Below are 22,543 nucleotides of genomic sequence, written 5' to 3' on the forward strand. Positions count from 1 at the left end.
GCGACATTGGCCGACCGGTAAGGTCAGGCAAACTTTTTTTTAAGTGGCCCTTGCGGGGTCGAACCACAGATGAAGAAAGCGGGACAGTTCGGGCATGTGAATGAGGAAACCGCGGCAGGAAACCGCCCCGCGCGAATTTCGCTTAGAAACTTTACAAGCTTGTCTCTGCGTCCCGACAATTCACGATCGGACAGGGATAGCGGATGCGCTTCACTGTCCGAAAGGTGGACCAGCTCCGCGACGGCGCCGGGGAAGGCCTGCTTGACGGCGAGGATAAGTGCCGCGGCCCCGACATCCTTGCCCTCGGTGGATCGCATGTGACCTGTTCCGATGCGGCGAACCGCGCGGACTCCATCGGGTCGCACCAGCACCTCGTCCGGCTCGACGAGGATTTCCTCGCCGCCAACTAAGAGACTGACTGCGGTGCGCACCTCGGAGACCGCTCCCGCGCGGCTGGACAAAAAGAAGCGCAGCATCGCCATGGCGAGATCGAGGAATTCCACATGATAACCATGATCGGAAAGCCCTTGGCTGACGAATGCTGCTTCCGCTCGATCTTGCAGCTCCCGTTCCGAAAGAGACAGGCCGGACGCGACCACCGCCCCAACTACCGAGCGGACTGCCTCATGCAACTGCGTGAACGCCGTCGTGGTTCGACGTCCACCGACCTGAAGAACATGCGTGTAAAAAAAGCGTCGTGGACATGACTCATAAAGAGCGATTTGCGGTCCGCTAAAGCGAAGCCGCCCGTCGACGATCAATTCAACACTCTGCGCGTCTGCGGCCGGGGGAAGGGGTCGCGCCGGCATGATTGGGCGGCGCGTCAACGTGGTCCCGAGGCGGTCGAGGAATGGTGAGAGCGGCCGATTGTGCCCGTTGCTCTTCTCTGTCGGGGCATAAAGGAAAAGGCGGTCGCGAGCGCGTGACAATCCAACAAAGAAAAGGCATTCCTGCTCCTCGGCTTGGCCCGCCCGGAAAGCATCCAAGGCGCTGCCTTCCGCACCAGTGATCATGCCGGTTGGCGCCGGGCAGGGCGGAACCTGCGGCGTCCGTGGGATTGTATCGCTGTTCAGTCCAAGGATATGTACAGCTTCGAATTCCAGGCCCTTGGCGCCGTGGATCGTCAGCAGTCGCACGCCGTCGAGATGCTGTGCTGCTGCCGGAAGCTGTCGCAGGTCCCGGTCGTCGCCCAGACGCACCAGTCTGCGCACGCGGTCGAGCAGGCGCGTGACAGGCAGACCGCGCCCCGCCGGTTGTACGCGGACGAAATTCAGGAACTGCCAGATCGCAATACCGCGTGTGCGATCACCGAGCTCCGACGATGCTCCGAGACGTGCGGCAATCTGCGTGCGATCGAGAAGCAGCGTTGCGAGTATTGTCCACGGCGAGGCGGCATCGCCGAATCCACCCAGGGCAACTGCCAGATTTTCCAGAGTCCGACGGCCTGCGTCGCTCAATTCCGGGATGGAGGCGATATTCTGCAGCCAACTTGCCGGAGCGGGATCTGTTGCTCTCAAGTACGCGAACACAGCCGCGACGTCCGCGAAAGACATCGCGAAATCCGGCCAGCAGGCGATGCGAACGAGACCCATGGCGCGCCGGTCGACGAGGATCGAGAGGAGTGCAAGCAGGTCCTTGACCTCACCTCGTTCGAACAGGCTGCCAAGGAAGAGAACCGGCACACCGAGGCGCTCAAGATCTTGCCCTATCCTGGACAGCTTTTCGTTGCCCGTGCACAAGACCGCCTGATCGCGATAGGCGTGCCCCTCGCGCCGCAGTCCCTCGATCGCCTCGGCCAGGGCGACCTGCTGTTCTTCGGCTCGCCGCACCGTGCGCAATTCCGGCTCATGGCCATTGGCGTCCCGATCTGCCTCGAGGTCGCTATCGGCATCGCCAGCTCGCATCTTGATCGCGAAATTGGAAAAGCTGGTCGTAATCTCTGGTACTGAGCGATAGTTGCGCTTCAATCGACCGCGTTTGCCGCCGGCGAAGTCTTCCTTCCCGAAGCGCGTCATGTTGAACGATGACGCTCCCCGAAACCGATAGATCGACTGCTTGGCGTCGCCGACCACCCAGAGATTATCGCCATCGGGGCGAATTGCGCTCAGCATCCTCACGCTGCTGCGATTGACATCCTGATATTCGTCGACAAGGACGTGATCGTACTGCGCCTGGAGTGTCGCGCGGATAGCCGCATCCTTCTCGAGCAGTTGAACCGGTAGCGCGACAAGGTCGCCAAAGTCGACACAGTTGGCATAGCGCTTTAGCTGCTCATAGGCCGCGTAGAGGCGCGCGACCTCGACGGCGCGCTCTGCTGCTTCGCGTGCCTCCGGGTCAGCTGCCGTTGACAGCATGGCGCCGGCGAGCACTGCGTAGGTATCGGCATCGACCACCTCATCCTTGGCTCTCGATACGGCAACCAGCATATCGGCGATGATCTGGGTGGGATCATAAAAATTGCGATAGTGAGAAAGCCTCAGGCGCGGAAACTCCTCCTCAAGGAGCTCGACCGCTTCGGTTCGATCCATCATCCGCGGGTCTTTCGGCAAGCCGAGTTCGGCATAAAACCGACGGATGATATCGAGGCCGAAGGCGTGAAACGTGCCGATCCACATTGCGGCGGCCGCCTCTGGCCGCTTGCGCGCGATCCTTTCGGCCATTTCCCCCGCCGCCTTGTTCGAGAAGGTCAGGAGCAAGATCCGCCTCGGATCAACGCCGTCTTCCAGAAGGCCTTCGACGCGCGCAACCAAGGTTTGCGTCTTGCCCGTACCGGGGCCTGCTTCGAGCAGGTAAGCTTCGCCGCGATGGGCCGCCGCCGCCGCTTGCAGAGGATTCAACGGCCGTTCCACATGCGCCGTCCCGGCCGTGGCCGGCACCGGCGGCAGGAGCAAGGCATCGAATAGCTGTTGCGCGACGACCTCGAACGGTGCGCCGAGCTTCGTGGAAATCTCGGCCGCCGAGAGGCCCTGGTCGATATGAAGTGCCCGCGCGACGTTGCGCGGGAGCAGCAGCTCGCGCGCGAACAAATCCATTTGGACTTCGCGCCGCTGTTTGCGCCCATAGTCAACGACCCGATCAATGCCGACCGGCGAAGCTTCCGCCGGGCGAGCGGGATCGATTGTCGGCGTTAGCTCGTCATCGGGATCGTCGCCAAGTTCGACATGTCCAATCTCGTGCGCAACGAGGAACGCTCTGTTGAACAAGGAACCGATATTCTCATGAAGGATCAGGTCGTCGCCGGCTATGAAGGTCGCGCGACCGCCGTTGAGCACAGCCGCACCTGCCGCAGTAGGCTCAACGTCGATCCCGCGTCGCTTTGCCTCGGCGACAACCAACTCGTAGGGTGACCAGGGATCGGCGCCGGATTCGACCAGATGAGCGTGAAGCTCGGCGGCGACTTGCCTGGCAAGCTCCACGCTGTCCATATCACTCGGCCTCTGTCAGAAGCTCGGCCCGCTTCTCATCGGAGACGCCAGCGTCGATCAGAACTCTCTCGAAGGATACTTGCTCGCCCGCGCTCGGCTTGCCATCCGCCTTATAGCTGCGAGCTGCGGACAACGGTGCCGTTCCCCAGGACATCTGCAGTTGGGAAAGTGAGCAGCGCATCGCCTCTGCCAGCTTCCCAAGGAACCTATTCGGAATACTCAGCAGTGACACCCGCCGTTCACGCAACGCGGTGATGACCTGACGCGGGACATCTAGTTTGCGAGCAACAGCGCGCCAATCGTCGGCTGTCAGAGCCGCAAAGGGATCTGACCCAGCCGTTGGCAAAGCATTCGCGTGTTGCGACCAGGCGGCGTCGATCAGCTCCTGATCCACGGCGGAGAGCGGTGCGTCATCTTCCGAAGTTTCACGGCTCAGCTCGCGCGATAAGTCAACGAGTTCGACGGCGTATTCTGGGTAAAGCCGCAGGTAGCGCTCAAGGGTCGAGCGATCTGACTCGCTTTCGACCGCGAATGCGTCAAGCACAGTTTCACGGGAGGGGCGTTCGCCAGCCGGGCTCATTGCTGTTCACCGTCAGCCAGAGCCAACCGTAATGCTGCAATCGCTTTATCGCGATAAGTCCGGATCGTCTTTTCGGAGCGGCCCAATGCCTTGGCGATGGTCATGACGTCTGGCTCCTTTGAATCTATGGGAAAGCCCTCTTTCAGCATGTGTATGATCCTGATTTGTTCTGGCGGTAGAGCTTCAATCGCCGCATCCAGACGCGACCGGTAAAACGGGTCGCCGATTTCCGGTGCGGCAAAAGGATCATGGGCGCCGGCGGCTCTTTCCACCTCTGCGGTCGGTTCACCGTTCTCCTCGTCGTATTCGATAGGCTGGGATCTGTTCTCGTCCCGCCAAGCCTGTTCCTGAGCATCGCGTCGCAAGCTCGCAACAGCGCCATCGAACCGAACTTCAAAATAGTCGAGTTTATCGACATATGATGCACGGTCCGCAGAAAGCATTTCTACGAACCGGCTGAAGACTTTGTCACGGACCACGCTGCGGGTCAGCGATTCAGTCTTGCCGTCGGAGCTTTCCGATCTGGGCACGCTGCGCAGCACCCGCTCCATGAGAATACGATAGAGCCGCTCGAACCAGGTCTCGTTATTGTCGTGACGGCTGGCGCGAATGAAATGCACGAGACACTCGCTCGTTACGTAGCCTGGGTCGGAGCGCTTCGTGATTGCGGCCCGGCCTATCAACTCGTCACGCGACAAGACTGCCAGTTCTGCGATGAGTGTTTCCACCTTCCGATCGCGCTCGTAAAGCTCGCCAGTCAGTCGTCGCTTGCGCAGCGGCGCGACCACCGGGCCGTCGTGATATGCGTCCGGCTCCGGTTTCGTGCCCACCGATTCCTCCAGCTTCTTCATCGCCGCCCCCGCCTCATTCGGCCATCTTGTTTAGGCTTGCCTCGAGCGAAGCGATGCTCTCGATCACGGCTTCGAACGCGGGCGCGTCGCCGAAAATCATGCCCTGCATCGCCCGGTAATCAACGCGGAGTTGTTCGATCATCGCGTCATGCGGCGCAAGCGCGAACGAGCCGGGTACAGCGGTCGCAAGGTCGAAGTCGGGCCGATTGAAGAACATGCGCGCGTGCGCGACGCAATCGTCGCCGAGGGCTCTGTCTTTGACAGCGGCCGCCCCAACGGCTGTCCCGACGAGCCGGTGCAGATCGTAGTAGTGCCGCGATACCCGCTGGCCACCACCTTTCAGCTCATCACGCTTGTCGAACCAACGCCGCAGCCCATGGAGAATAACCACTTTGTCCCAGAAGGTTCGTTCAGGATTGACGGTCCGCACCGCTGGCACCGTCAGGTCGAGCCCTGGAAGATCATCATCGACATAGGGCTTGATCGGCACTTCGCTGTTCGGATCAAGCGCAGATTTCGCGCCCGACTCGATCTTGATGGCTGCGCGCACATAATCCGAACGCGGCGTCGCCGACGGGTACCAAATCAACAATGTCTGACCGTCAGGGTCAGTGTCATCGGCTTCGATTCGCGCTTTTGCGGCATCAACGCCGGCGGCCTTGAGGCGGCCAGCAAGGATCACTGTCAATTCGTCGCGAAGCGGGCCATTGATATAAGCTTTGCAGGCATCCTTGATCGCCTCGAGGCGAGCCTTGCGTTTCTTTCCACTGAGCGCCTCAAGTTCCTCGATGGTCGCCGGCTCACCAATATCATCCCGAAACACCGTGACATCTATGTCTTCGGAGAAGCGGCTGATCAGACCAAATCCCTTTGACAACGACGTTCCGCCCTTGAAGAGGAGGCGGGGACCGCCGTTTTTCAATCCGTCGAACAATGCGTCCAGTGTCCAACACACCCAGAAGTCTTTTTCAATATTCTGAGCGGCCGTGCCGAGGCGTTGAGCCGTCGTATCGAAGGCGCTCAGCATTGCATCTTCCCCGGCTGCGAGTACTTCGTCAAAAGCAGGATTCATGTCTTTTCCGCCCGGGTCGCGCGGCGCGCGGTTTGTGTTTTCTGCTGAGAGGACGGCTTCCGCGCTTGTTGTGTAGTGGCGGAGACGCTCTGACCATCGTCATCGTCATCGTCATCGTCATCGTCATCGTCACGCGCAACGCCATCATCTTTTTCGATAAGGGGCTTGAGAAACATCCACATCCAGGTTGGGAGAGCTGTCATACCCGCGGTGAGATCTGCTTTCAGCTGCGGCCCCACGGCTGGATCCTCGAACAGCTTGGAGAGCTTTCGCCTAACCTGATCGCTCTCGCCTTCGCGGACCAAGAGGTCGCGCAGCCAATGAAGCGCCTGGACGACACGCATACCTGGCCGGCCGGCCCAGAACAGCTTGCTCGCCGCGGTCGGGCGGAAAGCTATCGTCACGTTGCCTAGCTTAATCGCGCGACGGCGCGCATCAGTGTGAACTACGATCTTTGCTGGAACGGCGTCGGTCAGGCCGAGATCATTCGCGGCGGTCATGCCGTCGACAAGCATTCGGGTTTGATCGCGTCGCCCAACTGCGTCGATTACCGAGCGCGGATCAGGTGGATTGGGTTTCTGGGTAAGTTTGTTGAACCCGGGTTTATCATAGAGCCCGCGATCGATCCGCCTCAGAGTCCCAGCCTTTGTCAGCCGCTGCAATGCCTTGTCAACGGCATCGCGCGAGGCAAGATCGATGAAATCGCTCGGCGTCCATACTTTTCTCAACGCCTCAGCGTTGATACGCGCGAGCATGCCGTGCTTGAGATCCGGTGAGTCGGCTGTCATGTCCGAAATGTGTAGTCTTTTTTCGGACGATGGGCAAGCAGTGGTCCGAAAAATGTAGGCAAGTTTCGGACAAACCGCATGGTATCGCTAGCTGGATTCGCTTCCCTCGACACGCAGATGATCGGGGTCATTGCCTATAGCACCATTCAAATACATAACGACGGGCAGGGCAGCTAGGTTGCGAGCGACTGCCAACGCTATTTTAGCTCCAAAGCCTTCCTAACTGCACCAGCTACATCGCCGTGGTTAGTGCATCGTATCTGACCGGTCGTTGTCATGCGCCAAACGGAAAAGCCGGAATTGTTCGTTTGCTTCATCGTTTCGGCAGACCAAGTCCCTTCGGTAATGAACCGAACCAAAATACGCTGCTGCCCTTTTTCATCTCGGATTGCCAGCAATTTTCGGCCGGCTTCTGTCTGAAGGAGGAAGCCGCCTTTGGGGTCGATTGCTATGATTTTCTTGTCTTTCCAGACAAGAAAGTCAGGGAAGAAGCGTCGACTCTCACCTTTATCCAAAAGTGGGATTGAATATCCACCATTAACCGGATTTCTAGTCCAAGTAAGACCAGTGCTATCAATCTCGAGAGCAACCGCAAGTTCATCGGCGTTCAGGTCGCTATAACTTTCATGGACAGCATTTGTGAACTTATGATTTGCGTCGGGGCGAACAAAAACCGCACCAACTATATAAGGGTTAGAGTCCTCAAATGCCAGTTCCGCGTGTGACAGGTAGGTATCAACCAAACCTTCTGCGTCTTCCCGCAATTGCTGCGCTGCAACGCTTGTAATCTCAATGCGCGCTTCGAATTTTGGCTCCGCCCAATCGATCGTTTTGACGGCTTCAGGATATCTGGACTGCATGTGTCGGCGCACAAGCCAGCGAGCAATCACACGGTTGGAATGATCTTTGAGGTGGGTTTCGATCAATGGCTTTGAGCCATCACCAATTTGCTGAACTGCGCGGGTCAATTCGCCAGCACCTTGAACGTTCACCAGATCCGCAGTGTAATCATGGATCGACGCGATAGCTTCGGTCAAAGGCTCGACGGACTCGTCGGCGTCGATGTGGATTTCAGGGATAGTGAGCATTTGTTTCGGCTCGAAACGCGAACGCCGCCGGTCGCGTGAATCACTAAAGCCGTCCAGTTTGACATCAGGCATCTCCGACGCAATCTTGCGGCGCACTACCTCAAGTATTCTTGGGAATTCCTGCTTACTGTCGATCCGGATGTAAAAATTTGCTGTGTTCAACAGCGGATCCGCATAATGGCGCGCTCCGGGTTGCCGCAAGACGCGGCCAATCACCTGCTCGACCTGCAGAGCCGACCCCATCGATTTGTCGATGTATGCAAAACAGCAGGCTGGGTCATCCCAGCCCTCCTGTAGGCTTTGATTGAAAATGATATGGCGGTATTTGCTTTGCGAGAACACCGCGAAATCGTCTTCGCCACCTGAAAACAATGTGAAGCCTTCTGGGGCTGGATAGTCCTTCTGACTCATTTTGAGATCGCAGTAGAGCGCGATCTCGTCCGCAGGGATGCCTTTTTCCTCTGTCAGATATCGCCATATCAAGATCGGCGGCGCCTTGCGTTGATTGAATGGCCGATGAGGGTTGTCGGCAGTCCCATCGTCCTGACTAATATTGGTGCGGCAGACATAGATGGCTTTGGGAAGGAAGCCAGCTTCGAGTTCGTCGGCTTTGAGCGTAGCGAGCTGGAAGTCCTCGATCATATCGTTCAGAGTGGTCTCCATCTCGGTGTCGTAGCCCCCCAGGACGATCTGCCGTTTCACTAGGCCCGCGTCGACAGGTTCCTTGGACCTGATGGCGGTGATCAAGCACCGCGATGGACTGTTTTCAGGATCGGCGATTGCTTCCGCACTCCAACCCACCTGCCTGAGCCGATCGATAATCTGCCCTAATTTCCCTGGAGTTCGCATCGTTGCCGAAGCGGCAAGAATAACATCCGGCTCAAGTTCAAGGAGCAAATCAGTTTGCTGGTCGGAGAGGTTATGAGCTTCGTCATACACGATGATCAGAGCGCGCCGATCGGAAGCGCTGGGGGCTTTCCTATCGGCGAGTATTTCCCACAAGGCCCCGTCATTTTCGTCCTCGTCCTTCTGATGGACCTTGAGTTTGCCGTCGCTTTTTGACTTCTGGTTGAAGCTCCCCACTGTTGTCAGCAAGATACACGCCTGCGTGTCGTCTTGGATTTGATCGATCTTGGCTTCGGCGAGATACGCTGTGGTGAATTCAGGGATCAGGTGTTCGTACTTTCCACCGGCCTCGAAGTTGGCGAACGTCTGATCGACGACAGCCTTGGATTTGGAAATCCACAAAACGATCGGTTCGAGAGTCATCGCGGCACGCAGCAGAGACACTGTGTCTGCGAGAATTGCCGTCTTGCCGGATCCAGTGAGCGATGCAAGTGCCTGGTAAAATGGCGTTGGCCATCCCATGTACTCCATCGGTCGCTTTTTGTCGGCGACGAGGAGGCTGTACCGAGATGCGATTTGCTGTGAGGCATTCGTCTGGAAGGGAAGTAACTCAATGCTCACGCGGCGCTCTCCTCGCCGGCATCCGACATCGATCCGACTCCATAGGGGTGTAGTGCTTCGTTAAACCCCAACGCATCCAGGATGCGATTCGGAATCTGATAGAATTCCACATTCGGACCACTGTACGTCGATATTCGCGCATACACGTGAAACGGCTGCGCGAGTCCCTCCGCCTTGGCTTCCGCAGCGATTGCGCGGAAAGACGTTCGATTGAGAACCGAAGGCTGATCCGGACCATTCCAGATCAGAAAGAAGCCTTCGCCCCGCGCGCTCTTCGCAAACAGATATGAATGCGTTCCGGCTGGCAGGCGCCTCAAATGTGCAGCTGCTCGATCCTTCTGATCCCAATAAGAGGTCAACAGGAGATCGACCATTTCCTCCCGTTCGAGAGCCAACACTGCTGACGCGTCGACCTGCGACATGAGTTTTGAAAACCTGAAGCCGCTGGAAAGCGGCGCCGCGGTAATGGCGGAAACGCCTTTCTTGTTAACGCGCTCCCCGGTCACAGCACGTTTCAGGCGCTCGTAGGTGAGAGTGCGAGCATAGGCGTCGCCGCGCTCTGGGCGGCCCTGCTCGATTAACAGAAAGCGCCGATCAGCTCCAGACTCCGCGTTCAATTCCATAATCGCGTGCGCTGTTGTCCCGGATCCTGCGAACGGATCTAGCACGATACCTGTGGGAGGGCACCAGATTTGAACGATCTTCTTTATGAGCTTCATCGGTTTGACGGTTTCAAAGCCATGGCCCGGCCCAACGATCGACGTGAGCTCGTTGATGCCAATCTGGCTATGGCCCGAATGCTCGTGATCCCAAGAGGTTGTGCCTATATCCAAGGGCACTTCATAGTCATCGTCGGACCAGTAGGTTGTCGGCACGATGCCTTGTTTCACGTCCTTCAGGTACTTTTTCATGCCGAAAGTGCCTTGGCCATCATCGCGCCAATGTGCAACCGGCCAGACGCCGCCACGTATATCTTCGGCGGCTTTGCGAGCCACCTTTAGAACTTTGTGTTCTGGCGAGAACGACTTCTCGCCGGGAATTGGAGCGCCGCTGATCAGCAGGGCCTTTTGTCGACCGTCCCCAATTTCGCGTTCGACGTATTTTGATCCCCATGTCTCAAGATAGACTTTCATCCGGCGCTTTTCTGAGCCCCAGTGGCGCCCAGCCGTCGGATAATGCAGTTGCCCGGTGAAAGGGGATTGAATCGCATAGATCATCGAGAGGTGAGTTTCTTCACCTCGCGCGGTAAGGTCGCCCGGCTTCCAAGGGTGGGGATCGCCATCCCGTGAGAGATATCGCTTGTCCATTTCCTCGGTGCGAGGGAGCAAGGCTGTCTTCGCTCGCTCCGAATTTTTTGCGTAAACGAGAACATATTCGGTTGCTGTCGAAAGCTGACGTTGATCATTTCGCGGTGCGTAGGATTTCTGCCAGTTGATAATCCCGATCCGATTTGACTCACCAAACATCTCGTCGAGCAACATGCCCAACCTGAACAGTTCACGATGATCAATACAGATGGCCAACACCCCACCAGGGCGGAGCATCTCCTTCATCATCCAGAGGCGAGGCGTCATGAATCGGAGCCATTTAGAATGCCTTGACCCGTCATCTGCGGGCACCAACTTCCCCAAATCAGGGTCGTTTGGGTCTTCATCCCAACGGTCGTTGTAGCGGAAGTCCAAACCGGTGTTGTAGGGCGGGTCAGTAAGAACGAGGTCAACTTGCCCTCGATATTTATACAGACTGACCAGTGCTTGGAGATTCTCACCCTCAAGCAAAACATTCTCTGACTGCTGTATTTCGGAGCCGACACACAGCTTCTTCTCGATGCGCTGCGAGCGGGGTTTCAACTGACGAATGATCTGCCAAGGGGGGGTCTGCCCTGGATAGGTCAAACGGATGCCGCCGATATCAATGCCGTCCCGGTCAAGCAGCAGGCGGATCAAGTCTTCTCGGCTCAATTTATTGTAATCAGTCATGTCACCTCAACAGAGCCGCTTGCTCCTAGAATTTGAAGCCGACGCCGGGCTTACCGATATGTTAGACCATCGGGTCCTGCACTGATGTCGATTCAATAAGAACATATCATGAACAAACAGAAGTGGCTATGCTCACCTTGCCGCTTCCTGCAGAGGATAAAGACATCAAATCTCCGGGAAGCCAGGAGGATAGGATTCGATCCGCACATACCGCAAGGATCTCGGCTCCCCAACAAGGATCGGCCTCCAAAGCGCGGCCGATCCACCATTGGACGAACTCGATCACAGAACGCGTACGTTTTCCGCCTTCGATTTCCCAGTCTTGCGATCCTGACCGACGTCGTAGTTCACTCTCTGTCCCTCGCTAAGCGAGCTGCCACTCTGCAGCGCAGACACGTGCACAAACACGTCAGCCCCTCCATTTTCCGGTGTAATGAAGCCAAATCCTTTGTCTCCATTGAAAAATTTAACTGTGCCAGTGGCCATAAACAAATCCTCGACGCTTTCAAAGCAGATTGCCGCTTCCAAAAGCTTTAATGTGGCCAGGTGTCGTCCGCAACATGTTTAGTCCTGATCTCGTCTCGAGCGTCGGACTGAGTGGTGCCGCTCACTCAATTTGTCCTCTGCAGCGGTCTGCCGATTTTCCAACCCGACTTGGCAGCAGCTTCATCTGAGAGCATGTTCATGCCGTGATGCTATTAGCTATGGCCACCTGTGTTGTGAAACGTCCTCGTCTGTTACCGCAAAGAAGTTTTCCGGATTATGCTTATCTGCCGGGTCGGCAGCCCCATCCCGTGCGCGATCCGGCGGGACACAGCTATCATGTCGGACCTTTACCCCTCGCGACACAGGCGTCGCTGGATTCGGACGCCTTCGCCTGGGGCCAGGATCTCTTCAATCACGGCTATTACTGGGAGGCGCATGAGGCTTGGGAAGGCCTTTGGCAGGTAGCGGCACGCGACAGTGCGGTCCGTATGCTCCTCAAGGGATTGATCCTGTTATCGGCAGCCGGTGTGAAAATACGCGAGGGTATATATGACGCAGCCCTGCGTCACGCAGGGCGCGCTGCCGCACTGTTTCGCCGATTGATGACTGTGCAGCATAGCGACTTCGCGCATGCACTTGGCATCCCCCTGGCGGCGCTTGCTAACCATGCGGAAGCAACCGCGCGAACGCCTCCGGTTCCACAGTCGACGATATTGGGGCATCCCGAACCGGTGTTCGATTTTATTCTCGGGTCGAAGTCATCCGCCAGGCAAAGCCCGCTGAGGGAATCGCGAAGGAGGCACGGTCGCTAGCCGTCTGGCGAGGCGGCGGTTCAAGGTCATCGTTTGCCCGCAAGGTGGTTCCTCCAGCCGGTCTCGTTCGTCATCGGGTACGGCGGTTTATTGATAGTCTTCAATCCCCCGCGTCTTCCAACGCGCGATTACTCGCTCGGTTATGTCCATGCTTGAATTCAAGGTCATTCCCCGGTCTCGTCTTGCCGCTTGGCCGACGAGATAACAAGTCGCCGAGTTCTCCGGCAGTTGCAAGCGCGGCCGAGATGCCACGCCGATCGCCCGCTATCCGTTTTAGCGGCACTTGGCAGGGGCGAATTTGGTCGGAAGGTCAGAATCCACTAGCGCTGCCATAAGAGCAATCCATTCCCGCTCTCATGCGATGGCTTCCTGGTCCGGCTCCGGATCTCCGTCGATCAACCCTCTATCGGGGTCGGCTACGCAAGCGTGCCGCCGCTTTGTCTTCGCCTTCGCGGTGATCGCGACCGGCGCCGGACACTGACGGGAGCCATCGAGCGGGAACGGCCCGCTCCAAAGATGGAGCCCTCAAATGTCTGATCTTTCCCTCGCACAGAGCCACGCCTTCCAGCTCGCCCGTACCCTGATGGTGCCGGTCGCTCTCTTTCGCTCCGGCGATTCGCTCGGCGTCCTCCCGAGCTCAGAACTGGAGGATGACGAGGTCGACATCCTCATCGAATTCGATCCGTTCGAATACGGGCCGGCTCATTGAGCCGGCGTCTCTTTGCCGAGGTGCTGCCGCTTGCGAGCAGCAGGCGGCAAGGGAAGCAGCGCCGCGGCCGGGTGCAGATCTGCACCTTGCCGGCCGCGCCCTTGCCCCCTTTGCTCTTCGCGGGCCGCCGGAAACGGTCCCGCGAACTGCGGGAAAAGGGAAACTCGGACAAGAAGGGCGGACGCGAGAGCGCCGGCAGGGAAATGGAAAAACGAGAACTGGAAGAATTGCGGGACCGTGTCCCCTGCGCCGCTGTTCTGGAGCGGGCCAATTTTGCGATCGATCTGAAACAAAGCACGCGACGCGCGGTCAAATATCGACGCGGCGCAGAAATCGTCATCGTGATCCACGAGGGCAGGGGCTGGTTCGATCCGCTCTCTGACGCCAAGGGCGACGTGTTCAGCCTCGTCGAGCATCTGGAGCGCGTGAGCTTCGTCGAGGTCCTCGACCATGTGGCATCACTGGTCGGCTTTGTTTCCAACGCGCCGGCCTGGACGCGCCCTGCGCGCGCGATTGAGACGCCGGCTTCCACGCCGGAACGATGGGTGAAGCGCCGCAAACCGTGGCCGGGATCGATGACCTGGCGCTATCTGCGCGACGACCGTCACCTCCCGGAAGCCGTAATCCGAACCGCCATCCATCTGGATGTGCTGCGCGAAGGCCCGCTCGGCAGTATGTGGGCCGTCCACAGGAACGGGGAGGGGCGTGTGACCGGTTGGGAGGAACGCGGTCCGGAATGGCGGGGTTTCTCCGCCGGCGGCGCCAAGGTACTGTTTCGGTACGGTCATTCCGATGCGTTGCGTCTCTGTGTCACCGAGGCGGCGATCGACGCCATGAGCCTCGCGGCGCTGGAGGGCGCGCGGCGCGACAGCCTTTATCTGAGCACCGGTGGAGGATGGGCGCCCGCCACCGACGCGGCGATCTGGCTGCTGGCGGCGCGGCAAGGTGTGCTGCTGGTCGCCGCCGCCGACAATAACGCGCAGGGCGATGTTTACGCCGAGCGTCTCAAAGCGATCGCCGCCGAGATGGGCTGCGATTTCGAGCGCGTTCGTCCGGATCGTGAGGACTGGAACGAGGATCTTCGCGCTCAGCTGCGCGCGAATGCGAGAAGCGGACCGATGTCGTGATTGTCGGCGGCCTGAAGTGCCGCGACGTAGCGCGTGCGCAATTCGCCTACGTCGCCAATGCTGCCGCTGCCCCAACTGAAGGGCTCTTCACCCAATTTTTCCACAAGCAGATCAGCCGCCAGACGCGCGTGGCGGCCATTGCCGTTCGGGAACGGATGGATGGCGACCAGACGATGGTGAAACCGGACTGCGATTTCGTCGGCTGCGAAGGTTTGATGCTCGACCCAGTACCTGGTGTCATCGAGCAGGGCCGCGAGTTCGACCGGAATCCGGTAGGCCTGGATGCCGATATTACGCTCCGTCGTGCGGAAGCTTCCGGCCCATTGCCAGACGTCGCCGAACATGCGCCGGTGCAATGTGCGCATAAAATCTTCGGTCAGCATCCTGTCGACCGGCATGCGCCGACGCCCGCGGGCCCAGACCGCGCCCTCGACGATGTTTTCCTGTTCGGCCTCGTTGAGGTCCTGCCTGTGGGTGATCCAGCTTTGAAGCAGGCCTTCGCGCTCCTGGGGCTCGAGCGGTGTTGCGTCCTCTGGTTCCTGGAAGAGGTCGGTCATTTCTCGGACCAGAGATCGCGCTCGGTAAGCTGGTCGCGGATATAGGCCTGGACACGGGCTTCAAGATCGGCATCGCCCGTTCCCTGCGCTTCCAGGCGCATCGTGTGGGCGACGCGTTTGAGCTCGCGCAACGCGATCTTGCGGGCACGCTCGTTGACGGCCGCCTCGAGCGAGGTGTTCGGGACCAGAGCATAGACGAGGGTGCAGTCGAGCGCTTCGGCCGCGCGGCGGAGCGTGCTGAGCTGGATCGTGCCGGACGCTTCCGACTTCTCGATCGCTTCTACCGTCTGGGGCCGGATTCCCATCCGCGCGCCCAGTTGTGCGCCGGTCATGCCGAGCGCGTCACGCAAGGCCCGAACCCATCCTTTCGGCGGTGCTCGGAAGCTCTCCGCCGGCTGCAGGGCACGGAGACGTTCGTCAAGCCGTTTTCGCGCCCGCTTGCGTGCCTCGACCTTCATCGTTGCTCCCTGTTGCTTTTGATCAGATCACAGGCTGATTGAGAAGACAATTTATCAGTTTATAGACTGAGCTTCAATTACAATAATTAAGCTTGGAGTATGAGGAAATCTGCGACGAAAACAGCCTGTACCCTGATCCGCGCAACAATATGAAGGCACAGGAGAAGACGGAAAGAGAAAAATGAAAAAGCAGGAACGCAAAACCTGGCTGCCGCATGCCCGCCGTCCGCGTCAAGGGTGAAGCTTCGCCCGCTCACGCGGCCCTTGACCCGGCCGGACGGAGAGGCGGCTCTGGGGGAGGGGTCAGGAAGGGCTGAAGAGAAGATGGCGAGTCCATAGAGGATTCGCCGCGCTCCGGCCCCGACACGGCCAGAAGGAGCCAGCCATGACCCACTCTCCGATCCGCAAGGTCTATCAGGGCATCGCCGACATCAGGCAGATGTTCCGCATGTTCGACCGTCACGCCCAGCGCCCGAACCGCTGGGAGAGCGACGATAGCCCGCTCTATCGCAATGAATGGTTCGAAATAGACCAAGCCTCTAACGACTACATGTTCGAGATCCTGCCGCCGCTCTTCATGCGTGGCGAGATGTTCGCCATGCGCGAGTTCCTGACCGGCTCGATCACCAGCATCTTTTTCACCCTGAGGATCGATGGACAGATGCGGTACTTCCATGGCTATTGCGACCTCGCCGACAAGGGCTCGCCCGCGCGGCTGCGCGACGCCATCGTTGAGCGCGAAACCCGTCCCGTGCGGGCGATGACCCGCGAGGAACGTCTCGAGCACATCTGGTCGAGCACCCACGACGATTACCGCGGCTATGCCGGCGAGCGCTTTGCGGAACGCGACCGCGGCCAGCGCACGATACTGTTTTATGGCGGCCAACACGGCACCACGCTGAAGCTGCTGGACGACCTCACGGATGTGGAGATGGCGGTGAAGCTGCCGGTGCATCTGCGCTATCTGCCCGACCCGATCGCGGCGTGAGGGAGGTGCGAGATGATACTCACCTTCCCCGTCGCCGCCGTCCGCGCCGTCATCGACCGCGGCATCTCCGACGCAAAAGCCAATGGCGGCTTTCGCGATCCACACTTTGGACTTGCGCCTGACAAGAATGAGAAGCCCGGCCTCTGGCTGGTCGGAGACCATGGGGTCTATGCGATGTCGAACGGCAAACTGGCAGAAGGCGCAAAGCCGCTCGTCGTCTATGCCGAGGGATGCGACCCGAACACGGACGACGACTGGTTCGAGGTCAAACGCCGGACATTTGGCGGCGACGATGGCGTCGATTTCCTCGACGCCGGAGGCCTTGAACCGCTGATCGCCGCCAGCCGCGGCTGCACGCATCTGCAGATCGCGTTCCTCAAGGACGCGATGCAGCTTTCCGTGATCGCGCGAGACTAGCGATCCGTCGACGGACACCGTCCGGCGCCCGCCCATCACCAATCCCCAAAATTCGCGCCCGTCATCCGCTGGAGGCTTCAAGGCGGAAGGCATCGTGCGCCCTCACACAGGAGATTTTCGCATGTCGCATGACGATCCCTTCACCATCGATCTTTTCGGCAACACCGCGCTGTCGTCGGGCCTTGGCCTCGGCGCCACCGCCTTCGGCAGCGATTTCGGGCCGGGTGACGACGACGATCCCGATCCGGCGTCGCCGGCGCCAGCGATGCCCGTCGCAGCGATCGTGCCGCCGCCGTCGATGGCGGCCCGGTCACGCGGTTCGAACTTCCATCTCGCCGATAGTCGTGGCTTGGCGAAGGGCTGGAAGCAGCGGGCGCGCGACAACATCGCCGCGATCGCCTTGGCCAGCAAGATCGAAGCGGACGAACGTGCGGCGACGCGCGAGGAGCAGGAGAAGCTGATCCGGTTCACCGGCTTTGGCGCCTCCGACCTTGCCAATGGCGTCTTCCGCCGCCCGGGCGAGGTCGACTTCCGCAAGGGCTGGGACGAGATCGGCGCGGCGCTCGAGGATGCCGTTGGCGAGAGCGACTATGCCTCGCTCGCCCGCTGCACCCAGTATGCGCATTTCACACCGGAGTTCATCGTGCGGGCAATCTGGTCAGGCCTCAAGCGCCTCGGTTGGCGCGGCGGCCGCGTGCTGGAGCCGGGCATCGGCACGGGCCTGTTTCCGGCGCTGATGCCGGAAGTCATGCGCGGTGTATCCCACGTCACCGGCATCGAGCTCGATCCGGTCACCGCCCGCATCGTCCGGCTGTTGCAGCCGCGGGCGCGGATCGTCACCGGCGATTTCGCCCGTACAGAGCTGCCGGCGAGTTTCGACCTTGCCCTGGGCAACCCACCTTTCTCCGATCGCACCGTACGTTCCGACCGGGCCTATCGTCCGCTCGGGCTCCGGCTGCACGATTATTTCATCGCCCGGTCGATCGATCTCTTGAAACCCGGCGCCCTCGCCGCCTTCGCCACCAGCTCGGGCACGATGGACAAGGCCGATGTCTCTGCGCGCGAGCATATCGCCAAGACAGCCGACCTGATTGCGGCAATCCGCCTGCCCGAAGGCAGCTTTCGCGTTGAGGCGGGCACGGACGTCGTCGTTGACATCCTGTTTTTCCGCAAACGCAAGGCCGGGGAGTCGGAGGGCGATCTGTCCTGGCTCGATACCGGGGAGGTCCAGCCGGCGACGGCGGACGAGGGCGCCATCCGCGTCAATCGTTGGTTCGCGCAGTATCCGGATTTCGTGCTCGGCACGCATGCATTGACCTCCGGTCCATTCGGCGAGACCTATACATGCCTGCCGCGTGCCGGCGTGAATCTCGACGCCGCGCTGTCGGCCGCGATCGATCTTCTTCCGGAAGCCCTTTACGACGGCGAGCCGACCGGGATCGATTTCGATCTGGAGGAAGCAGCCGATCAGGGTGTCGTCGATCTGCCGTCCGAGCGCCATGTGCGCGAGGGCAGCTTCTTCTTCGACAACGCCCGCGGCCTGATGCAGGTCATCGACGGCGAACCGGTTGCGGTGAAGGTGCGCAAGGGCCGCAGCGCCGACGGCATCCCGGAAAAGCACGTCCGGATCATCCGCAAGCTCATCCCGATCCGCGACGCGGTGCGCGCGGTGCTGAAGGCCCAGGAACTCGACCGGCCATGGAAGGATAGTCAGGTGAAGCTGCGCATCGCCTGGTCCAGTTTCGTCCGTGACTTCGGACCGATCAACCACACCGCGGTGTCGATCGCGCAAGATCCGGAAACCGGCGAGACGCGCGAACACCATCGCCGCCCGAACCTGCAGCCCTTCCTCGACGATCCCGATTGCTGGCTGGTTGCTTCCACCGAGGACTACGATCTTGAGAACAACACCGCCCGGCCGGGCCCGATTTTCAGCGAGCGGGTGATCTCGCCACCCGCCCCGCCTGAAATCACCAGTGCCGCCGACGCGCTCGCCGTGGTGCTCAACGAACGCGGCCATGTCGATCCCGACCACATCGCCGAACTGCTGCATCGCGAAGTGGCTGACGTCGCCGCCGAGCTTGGCAGCGCCATCTTCCGCGATCCCGCCGATGGCAGCTGGCAGATGGCAGACGCCTATCTCTCCGGTCCGGTCCGCGACAAGCTGAAGATCGCGGAAGCGGCGGCCGCGCTCGATCCGGCCTATGAGCGCAACGTTCTGGCGTTACAGGATGTGCAGCCGGCCGATCTTCGCCCGTCCGATATCACCGCGCGGCTCGGTGCCCCCTGGATACCGGCCGCCGATATCGTCGCCTTCGTCCACGAGACCATGGGCGCCGAAATCCGCATTCATCATATGCCGGAACTGGCGTCGTGGACCGTCGAGGCGCGCCAGCTTGGCTACAATGCGGCCGGCACGTCGGAATGGGGCACCGAACGCCGACACGCCGGAGAGCTGCTCGCCGATGCCCTCAACAGCCGCGTGCCGCAGATTTTTGACACGATCAGGGAGGGCGATAGCGAACGCCGCGTGCTCAATATCGTCGATACCGAAGCGGCCAAGGAGAAGCTCCAGAAGATCAAGGTCGCGTTTCAGAACTGGCTCTGGTCCGATCCTGATCGCACCGATCGGCTGGCGCGCATCTATAACGACCGCTTCAACAATATCGCGCCCCGCGCCTTCGACGGCTCGCATCTCCAACTTCCAGGCGCCTCGAGCGCCTTTTCTCTTTATGGCCACCAGAAACGCGGCATCTGGCGGATCATCTCATCCGGCTCGACCTATCTCGCCCACGCCGTTGGCGCCGGCAAGACGATGACCATGGCAGCGGCGATCATGGAGCAGCGGCGGCTCGGCCTGATCGCCAAGGCGATGCTGGTCGTGCCCGGTCACTGCCTGGCGCAGGCTGCGAGAGAATTCCTCGCCCTCTATCCGAATGCCCGCATCCTGGTGGCCGACGAAACCAATTTTTCGAAGGACAAGCGCGCCCGGTTCCTGAGCCGGGCGGCGACGGCCGTCTGGGACGCCATCATCATCACCCATTCTGCCTTCCGGTTCATCGGCATCCCCTGCGCCTTCGAGCAACAGATGATCCATGACGAACTGGAGCTCTACGAGACGCTGCTCACCAAAGTCGAAAGCGACGACCGGGTGTCGCTGAAGCGCCTCGAACGGCTGAAGGAGGGATTGCAGGAGCGGCTCGAAGCCTTATCCACCCGCAAGGACGATCTGCTGACCATCGCCGAGATCGGCGTCGACCAGATCATCGTCGATGAGGCGCAGGAGTTCCGCAAGCTTTCCTTTGCCACCAATATGTCGACGCTGAAGGGTGTCGATCCGAACGGCTCGCAGCGCGCCTGGGATTTATACGTGAAGGCCCGTTTCATCGCGACGAAAAATCCCGGCCGGGCGTTGGTGCTGGCCTCTGGAACCCCGATTACCAATACTTTGGGAGAGATGTACACCGTCCAGCGGCTGATGGACCACGCCGCGCTGATGGAGCGGGGTTTGCACGAGTTCGACGCCTGGGCCTCGACCTTCGGCGACACCACGACCGAGCTCGAACTGCAGCCGTCGGGCAAATACAAGCCGGTCAGCCGGTTCGCCAGCTTCGTCAACGTGCCCGAACTGATTGCCATGTTCCGATCCTTTGCCGATGTCGTGATGCCGAGCGATTTGCGCCAATATGTGAAGGTGCCCGAGGTCTCGACCGGCAGGCGGCAGATCGTCACGTCGAAGCCGACACAGTCCTTCAAGAACTACCAGACGATGCTCGATGCCCGCATCAAGGCGATCGAGGAGCGCGACCGGCCGCCGGAGCCGGGCGAGGACATCCTGCTTTCGGTCATCACCGACGGCCGCCATGCGGCAATCGATCTGCGTTTGGTCGATGCCGACAACGACAATGAGCCGGATAACAAGCTCAACAATCTTGTCGCTAACGCCTTCCGCATCTGGAACCAGACGAGTGAAAGCACCTATGTCCGTCCCGACGGCAAGCCGTTCGAACTTCCTGGCGCGGCGCAGATGATTTTTTCCGATCTCGGCACAATCAGCGTCGAGAAGACGCGGGGGTTTTCGGCCTATCGCTGGATCCGCGACGAACTGATCCGTTTGGGTGTGCCGGCCTCGGAAATCGCCTTCATGCAGGATTTTAAGAAATCGGAGGCGAAGCAGCGGCTGTTCAGCGACGTGCGCGCCGGAAAGATCCGCTTCCTGATCGGCAGTTCCGAAACGATGGGCACCGGCGTCAACGCCCAGCTTCGGCTGAAGGCACTGCACCACCTCGATGTACCCTGGTTGCCCTCGCAGATCGAGCAGCGCGAGGGCCGCATCATCAGGCAGGGCAACCAGAACGACGAAATCGATATCTTCGCCTATGCGACAGAAGGCTCGCTCGACGCCACAATGTGGCAGAACAACGAGCGCAAGGCCCGCTTCATCGCCGCCGCCCTTTCCGGCGACACCTCGATCCGCAAGCTCGAAGATCTCGGCGAAGGCCAGGCCAACCAGTTTGCTTTTGCCAAGGCCATCGCATCCGGCGACCAGCGTCTGATGCAGAAGGCGGGGCTCGAAGCCGAGATCGCGCGGCTGGAGCGGCTGCGCGCCGCCCATATCGACGACCAGCATGCGGTTCGACGGCAGATACGCGACGCCGAGCGCGACATCGACTATTCGACCCGCCGGCTGATGCAGATCGGTGAGGATATCGAGCGCCTGGTGCCGACGTCAGGCGAGGCCTTCGCGATGACCGTGATCGGCAACCCCTATACCGACCGCAAGCAGGCGGGCCGGGCGCTGATGAAGGAGATCCTGACGTTGGTCCAGCTTCAGCAGCAGGGTGAAAATGTCATCGCCTCGATCGGCGGCTTCGATCTCGAATATCAAGGTCAGCGCTTCGGCAAGGACGGATATCGCTACACGACCATGCTCCTGCGCACCGGTGCAGAATACGAGATCGAGCTGCCGGTGACCGTGACGCCGCTTGGCGCCATCTCCCGCCTCGAACATGCACTTGGTGGCTTGGAAGAAGAGCGCGAGCGCTATCGCCAGCGGCTCGTCGACGCCGAGCGCCGGCTGGCCTCCTACCGGTCACGTGAACAGGGTGCTGAATTCTCCTTCGCCGGCGAACTGGCGGAAAAGCGCCGCAGCCTCGCGCAAGTCGACGAGGCGCTCGCCGCCGAGACAGTCCTGAATGCGCCCATTAGCCAGGCGGCGTGATCGCGCGGATATGGGCTTTTTGGATGCGATGCAGCATGCGCATAGCTGCATTGCACAATAAATGATTTGCGTTTGGTCAAAAAACGGGCATCCTGCACGCAGCTGATGCACATGGCGGATTTCCTCCCAGTGCCGCCGCAGCAGCTGTTCCCCTCTGGAGGTTTTATGACCTTCACACTTCAAGGGCCGCGGTCTCCGCTGGCCCTCTTTTTTTGCTCACGCGACATCCAGGCTAACGTCCGGCTCGAGGCCCGTGTGTCGCGTGGCGGCCCTGTTGCATGCATCGCCGCCGGTTTGGCGGAGCAGCCAGAACCACGGCCGGACGGAGAGACTTCGCGCACGTCCCGGTGGTCCTTCAATGCATCGTTGTCTTAGGCAGGGGCAGCAGTTTCACGGTCTTGTTGACGACCTTGCGGAGCTGGCGCCAGTCGGAAAGGTTGCGTTCGTTCACCCGTTCCTGGATGGCGGTCAGGATCCAGCCGACACAGGCAATATCGTCCGCCGCCCTGTAGGTATCG

Annotated in this window: 16 protein-coding genes; 6 read left to right on the top strand and 10 right to left on the bottom strand. The window is 60.1% G+C overall.

The genetic code is table 11. The features are described from left to right. Positions 1-23 precede the first annotated feature (23 nt). The 8 genes from N2599_RS36500 to N2599_RS36535 form a co-directional block, all read right to left on the bottom strand. Positions 24-3,425 carry a UvrD-helicase domain-containing protein gene (locus N2599_RS36500; protein ID WP_027512925.1) on the bottom strand — a complete coding sequence of 1,134 codons (3,402 nt, stop codon included), beginning with the start codon at positions 3,423-3,425 and terminating at the stop codon, positions 24-26. 1 nt (position 3,426) lies between these two features. After that, positions 3,427-4,005, bottom strand: a complete 579-nt coding sequence (locus N2599_RS36505) for a hypothetical protein (RefSeq protein ID WP_027512926.1) — start codon at positions 4,003-4,005, stop codon at positions 3,427-3,429. Continuing rightward, positions 4,002-4,856: a helix-turn-helix domain-containing protein gene (locus N2599_RS36510; protein WP_027512927.1), complete on the bottom strand. Its 855-nt coding sequence runs from the start codon at positions 4,854-4,856 to the stop codon at positions 4,002-4,004. Before N2599_RS36510 ends, N2599_RS36505 begins: the two co-directional genes overlap by 4 nt. Before the next feature lie 13 nt (positions 4,857-4,869). Further along, positions 4,870-5,928 (bottom strand): nucleotidyl transferase AbiEii/AbiGii toxin family protein, encoded by a 1,059-nt coding sequence (locus tag N2599_RS36515; protein WP_027512928.1) that lies wholly within the window; start codon positions 5,926-5,928, stop codon positions 4,870-4,872. Beyond that, complete coding sequence (locus tag N2599_RS36520) at positions 5,925-6,716, bottom strand: DUF6088 family protein (protein ID WP_027512929.1); 792 nt, start codon at positions 6,714-6,716, stop codon at positions 5,925-5,927. Before N2599_RS36520 ends, N2599_RS36515 begins: the two co-directional genes overlap by 4 nt. Positions 6,717-6,913: 197 nt before the next feature. After that, positions 6,914-9,271: a DEAD/DEAH box helicase family protein gene (locus N2599_RS36525; RefSeq protein ID WP_027512930.1), complete on the bottom strand. Its 2,358-nt coding sequence runs from the start codon at positions 9,269-9,271 to the stop codon at positions 6,914-6,916. Further along, complete coding sequence (locus N2599_RS36530; protein ID WP_084606646.1) at positions 9,268-11,250, bottom strand: site-specific DNA-methyltransferase; 1,983 nt, start codon at positions 11,248-11,250, stop codon at positions 9,268-9,270. Before N2599_RS36530 ends, N2599_RS36525 begins: the two co-directional genes overlap by 4 nt. A 282-nt stretch (positions 11,251-11,532) precedes the next feature. After that, entirely contained in the window at positions 11,533-11,736 is a 204-nt protein-coding gene (locus N2599_RS36535; protein WP_027512931.1) for a cold-shock protein, read from the bottom strand. A 308-nt stretch (positions 11,737-12,044) separates the two neighbouring features. On the opposite strand from N2599_RS36535, the gene N2599_RS36540 reads away from it, so the two are divergent. The 3 genes from N2599_RS36540 to N2599_RS36550 all read left to right on the top strand — a co-directional run bounded on the left by N2599_RS36540 (position 12,045) and on the right by N2599_RS36550 (position 14,384). Then, on the top strand, positions 12,045-12,548 hold the full coding sequence (locus tag N2599_RS36540) for a DUF309 domain-containing protein (RefSeq protein ID WP_245209308.1): 504 nt from the start codon (positions 12,045-12,047) through the stop codon (positions 12,546-12,548). Positions 12,549-13,077: 529 nt separating this feature from the next. Continuing rightward, entirely contained in the window at positions 13,078-13,257 is a 180-nt protein-coding gene (locus N2599_RS36545) for a hypothetical protein (protein WP_027512932.1), read from the top strand. Positions 13,258-13,460: 203 nt separating this feature from the next. Further along, a complete protein-coding gene (locus N2599_RS36550; protein WP_027512933.1) occupies positions 13,461-14,384 on the top strand; it encodes a DUF3991 and toprim domain-containing protein in 924 nt (307 codons plus the stop codon). Here N2599_RS36550 and N2599_RS36555 read toward each other — a convergent pair. Further along, positions 14,345-14,941, bottom strand: coding sequence for a mobile mystery protein B (locus N2599_RS36555; RefSeq protein ID WP_027512934.1), 597 nt, complete (start codon positions 14,939-14,941; stop codon positions 14,345-14,347). The genes N2599_RS36550 and N2599_RS36555 overlap by 40 nt on opposite strands. Beyond that, positions 14,938-15,399, bottom strand: a complete 462-nt coding sequence (locus tag N2599_RS36560; RefSeq protein ID WP_027512935.1) for a mobile mystery protein A — start codon at positions 15,397-15,399, stop codon at positions 14,938-14,940. The genes N2599_RS36555 and N2599_RS36560 overlap by 4 nt, the downstream gene beginning before the upstream one ends. Before the next feature lie 385 nt (positions 15,400-15,784). On the opposite strand from N2599_RS36560, the gene N2599_RS36565 reads away from it, so the two are divergent. The 3 genes from N2599_RS36565 to N2599_RS36575 all read left to right on the top strand — a co-directional run bounded on the left by N2599_RS36565 (position 15,785) and on the right by N2599_RS36575 (position 22,025). Continuing rightward, positions 15,785-16,387 (top strand): DUF1419 domain-containing protein, encoded by a 603-nt coding sequence (locus N2599_RS36565; RefSeq protein WP_027512936.1) that lies wholly within the window; start codon positions 15,785-15,787, stop codon positions 16,385-16,387. A 15-nt stretch (positions 16,388-16,402) separates the two neighbouring features. Then, complete coding sequence (locus tag N2599_RS36570; RefSeq protein WP_027512937.1) at positions 16,403-16,804, top strand: DUF3085 domain-containing protein; 402 nt, start codon at positions 16,403-16,405, stop codon at positions 16,802-16,804. Between the two features lie 121 nt (positions 16,805-16,925). Beyond that, on the top strand, positions 16,926-22,025 hold the full coding sequence (locus tag N2599_RS36575; protein ID WP_027512938.1) for a helicase-like domain-containing protein: 5,100 nt from the start codon (positions 16,926-16,928) through the stop codon (positions 22,023-22,025). Positions 22,026-22,543 lie beyond the last annotated feature (518 nt).

Source organism: Rhizobium sullae (assembly GCF_025200715.1).
Lineage (GTDB): Bacteria > Pseudomonadota > Alphaproteobacteria > Rhizobiales > Rhizobiaceae > Rhizobium > Rhizobium sullae.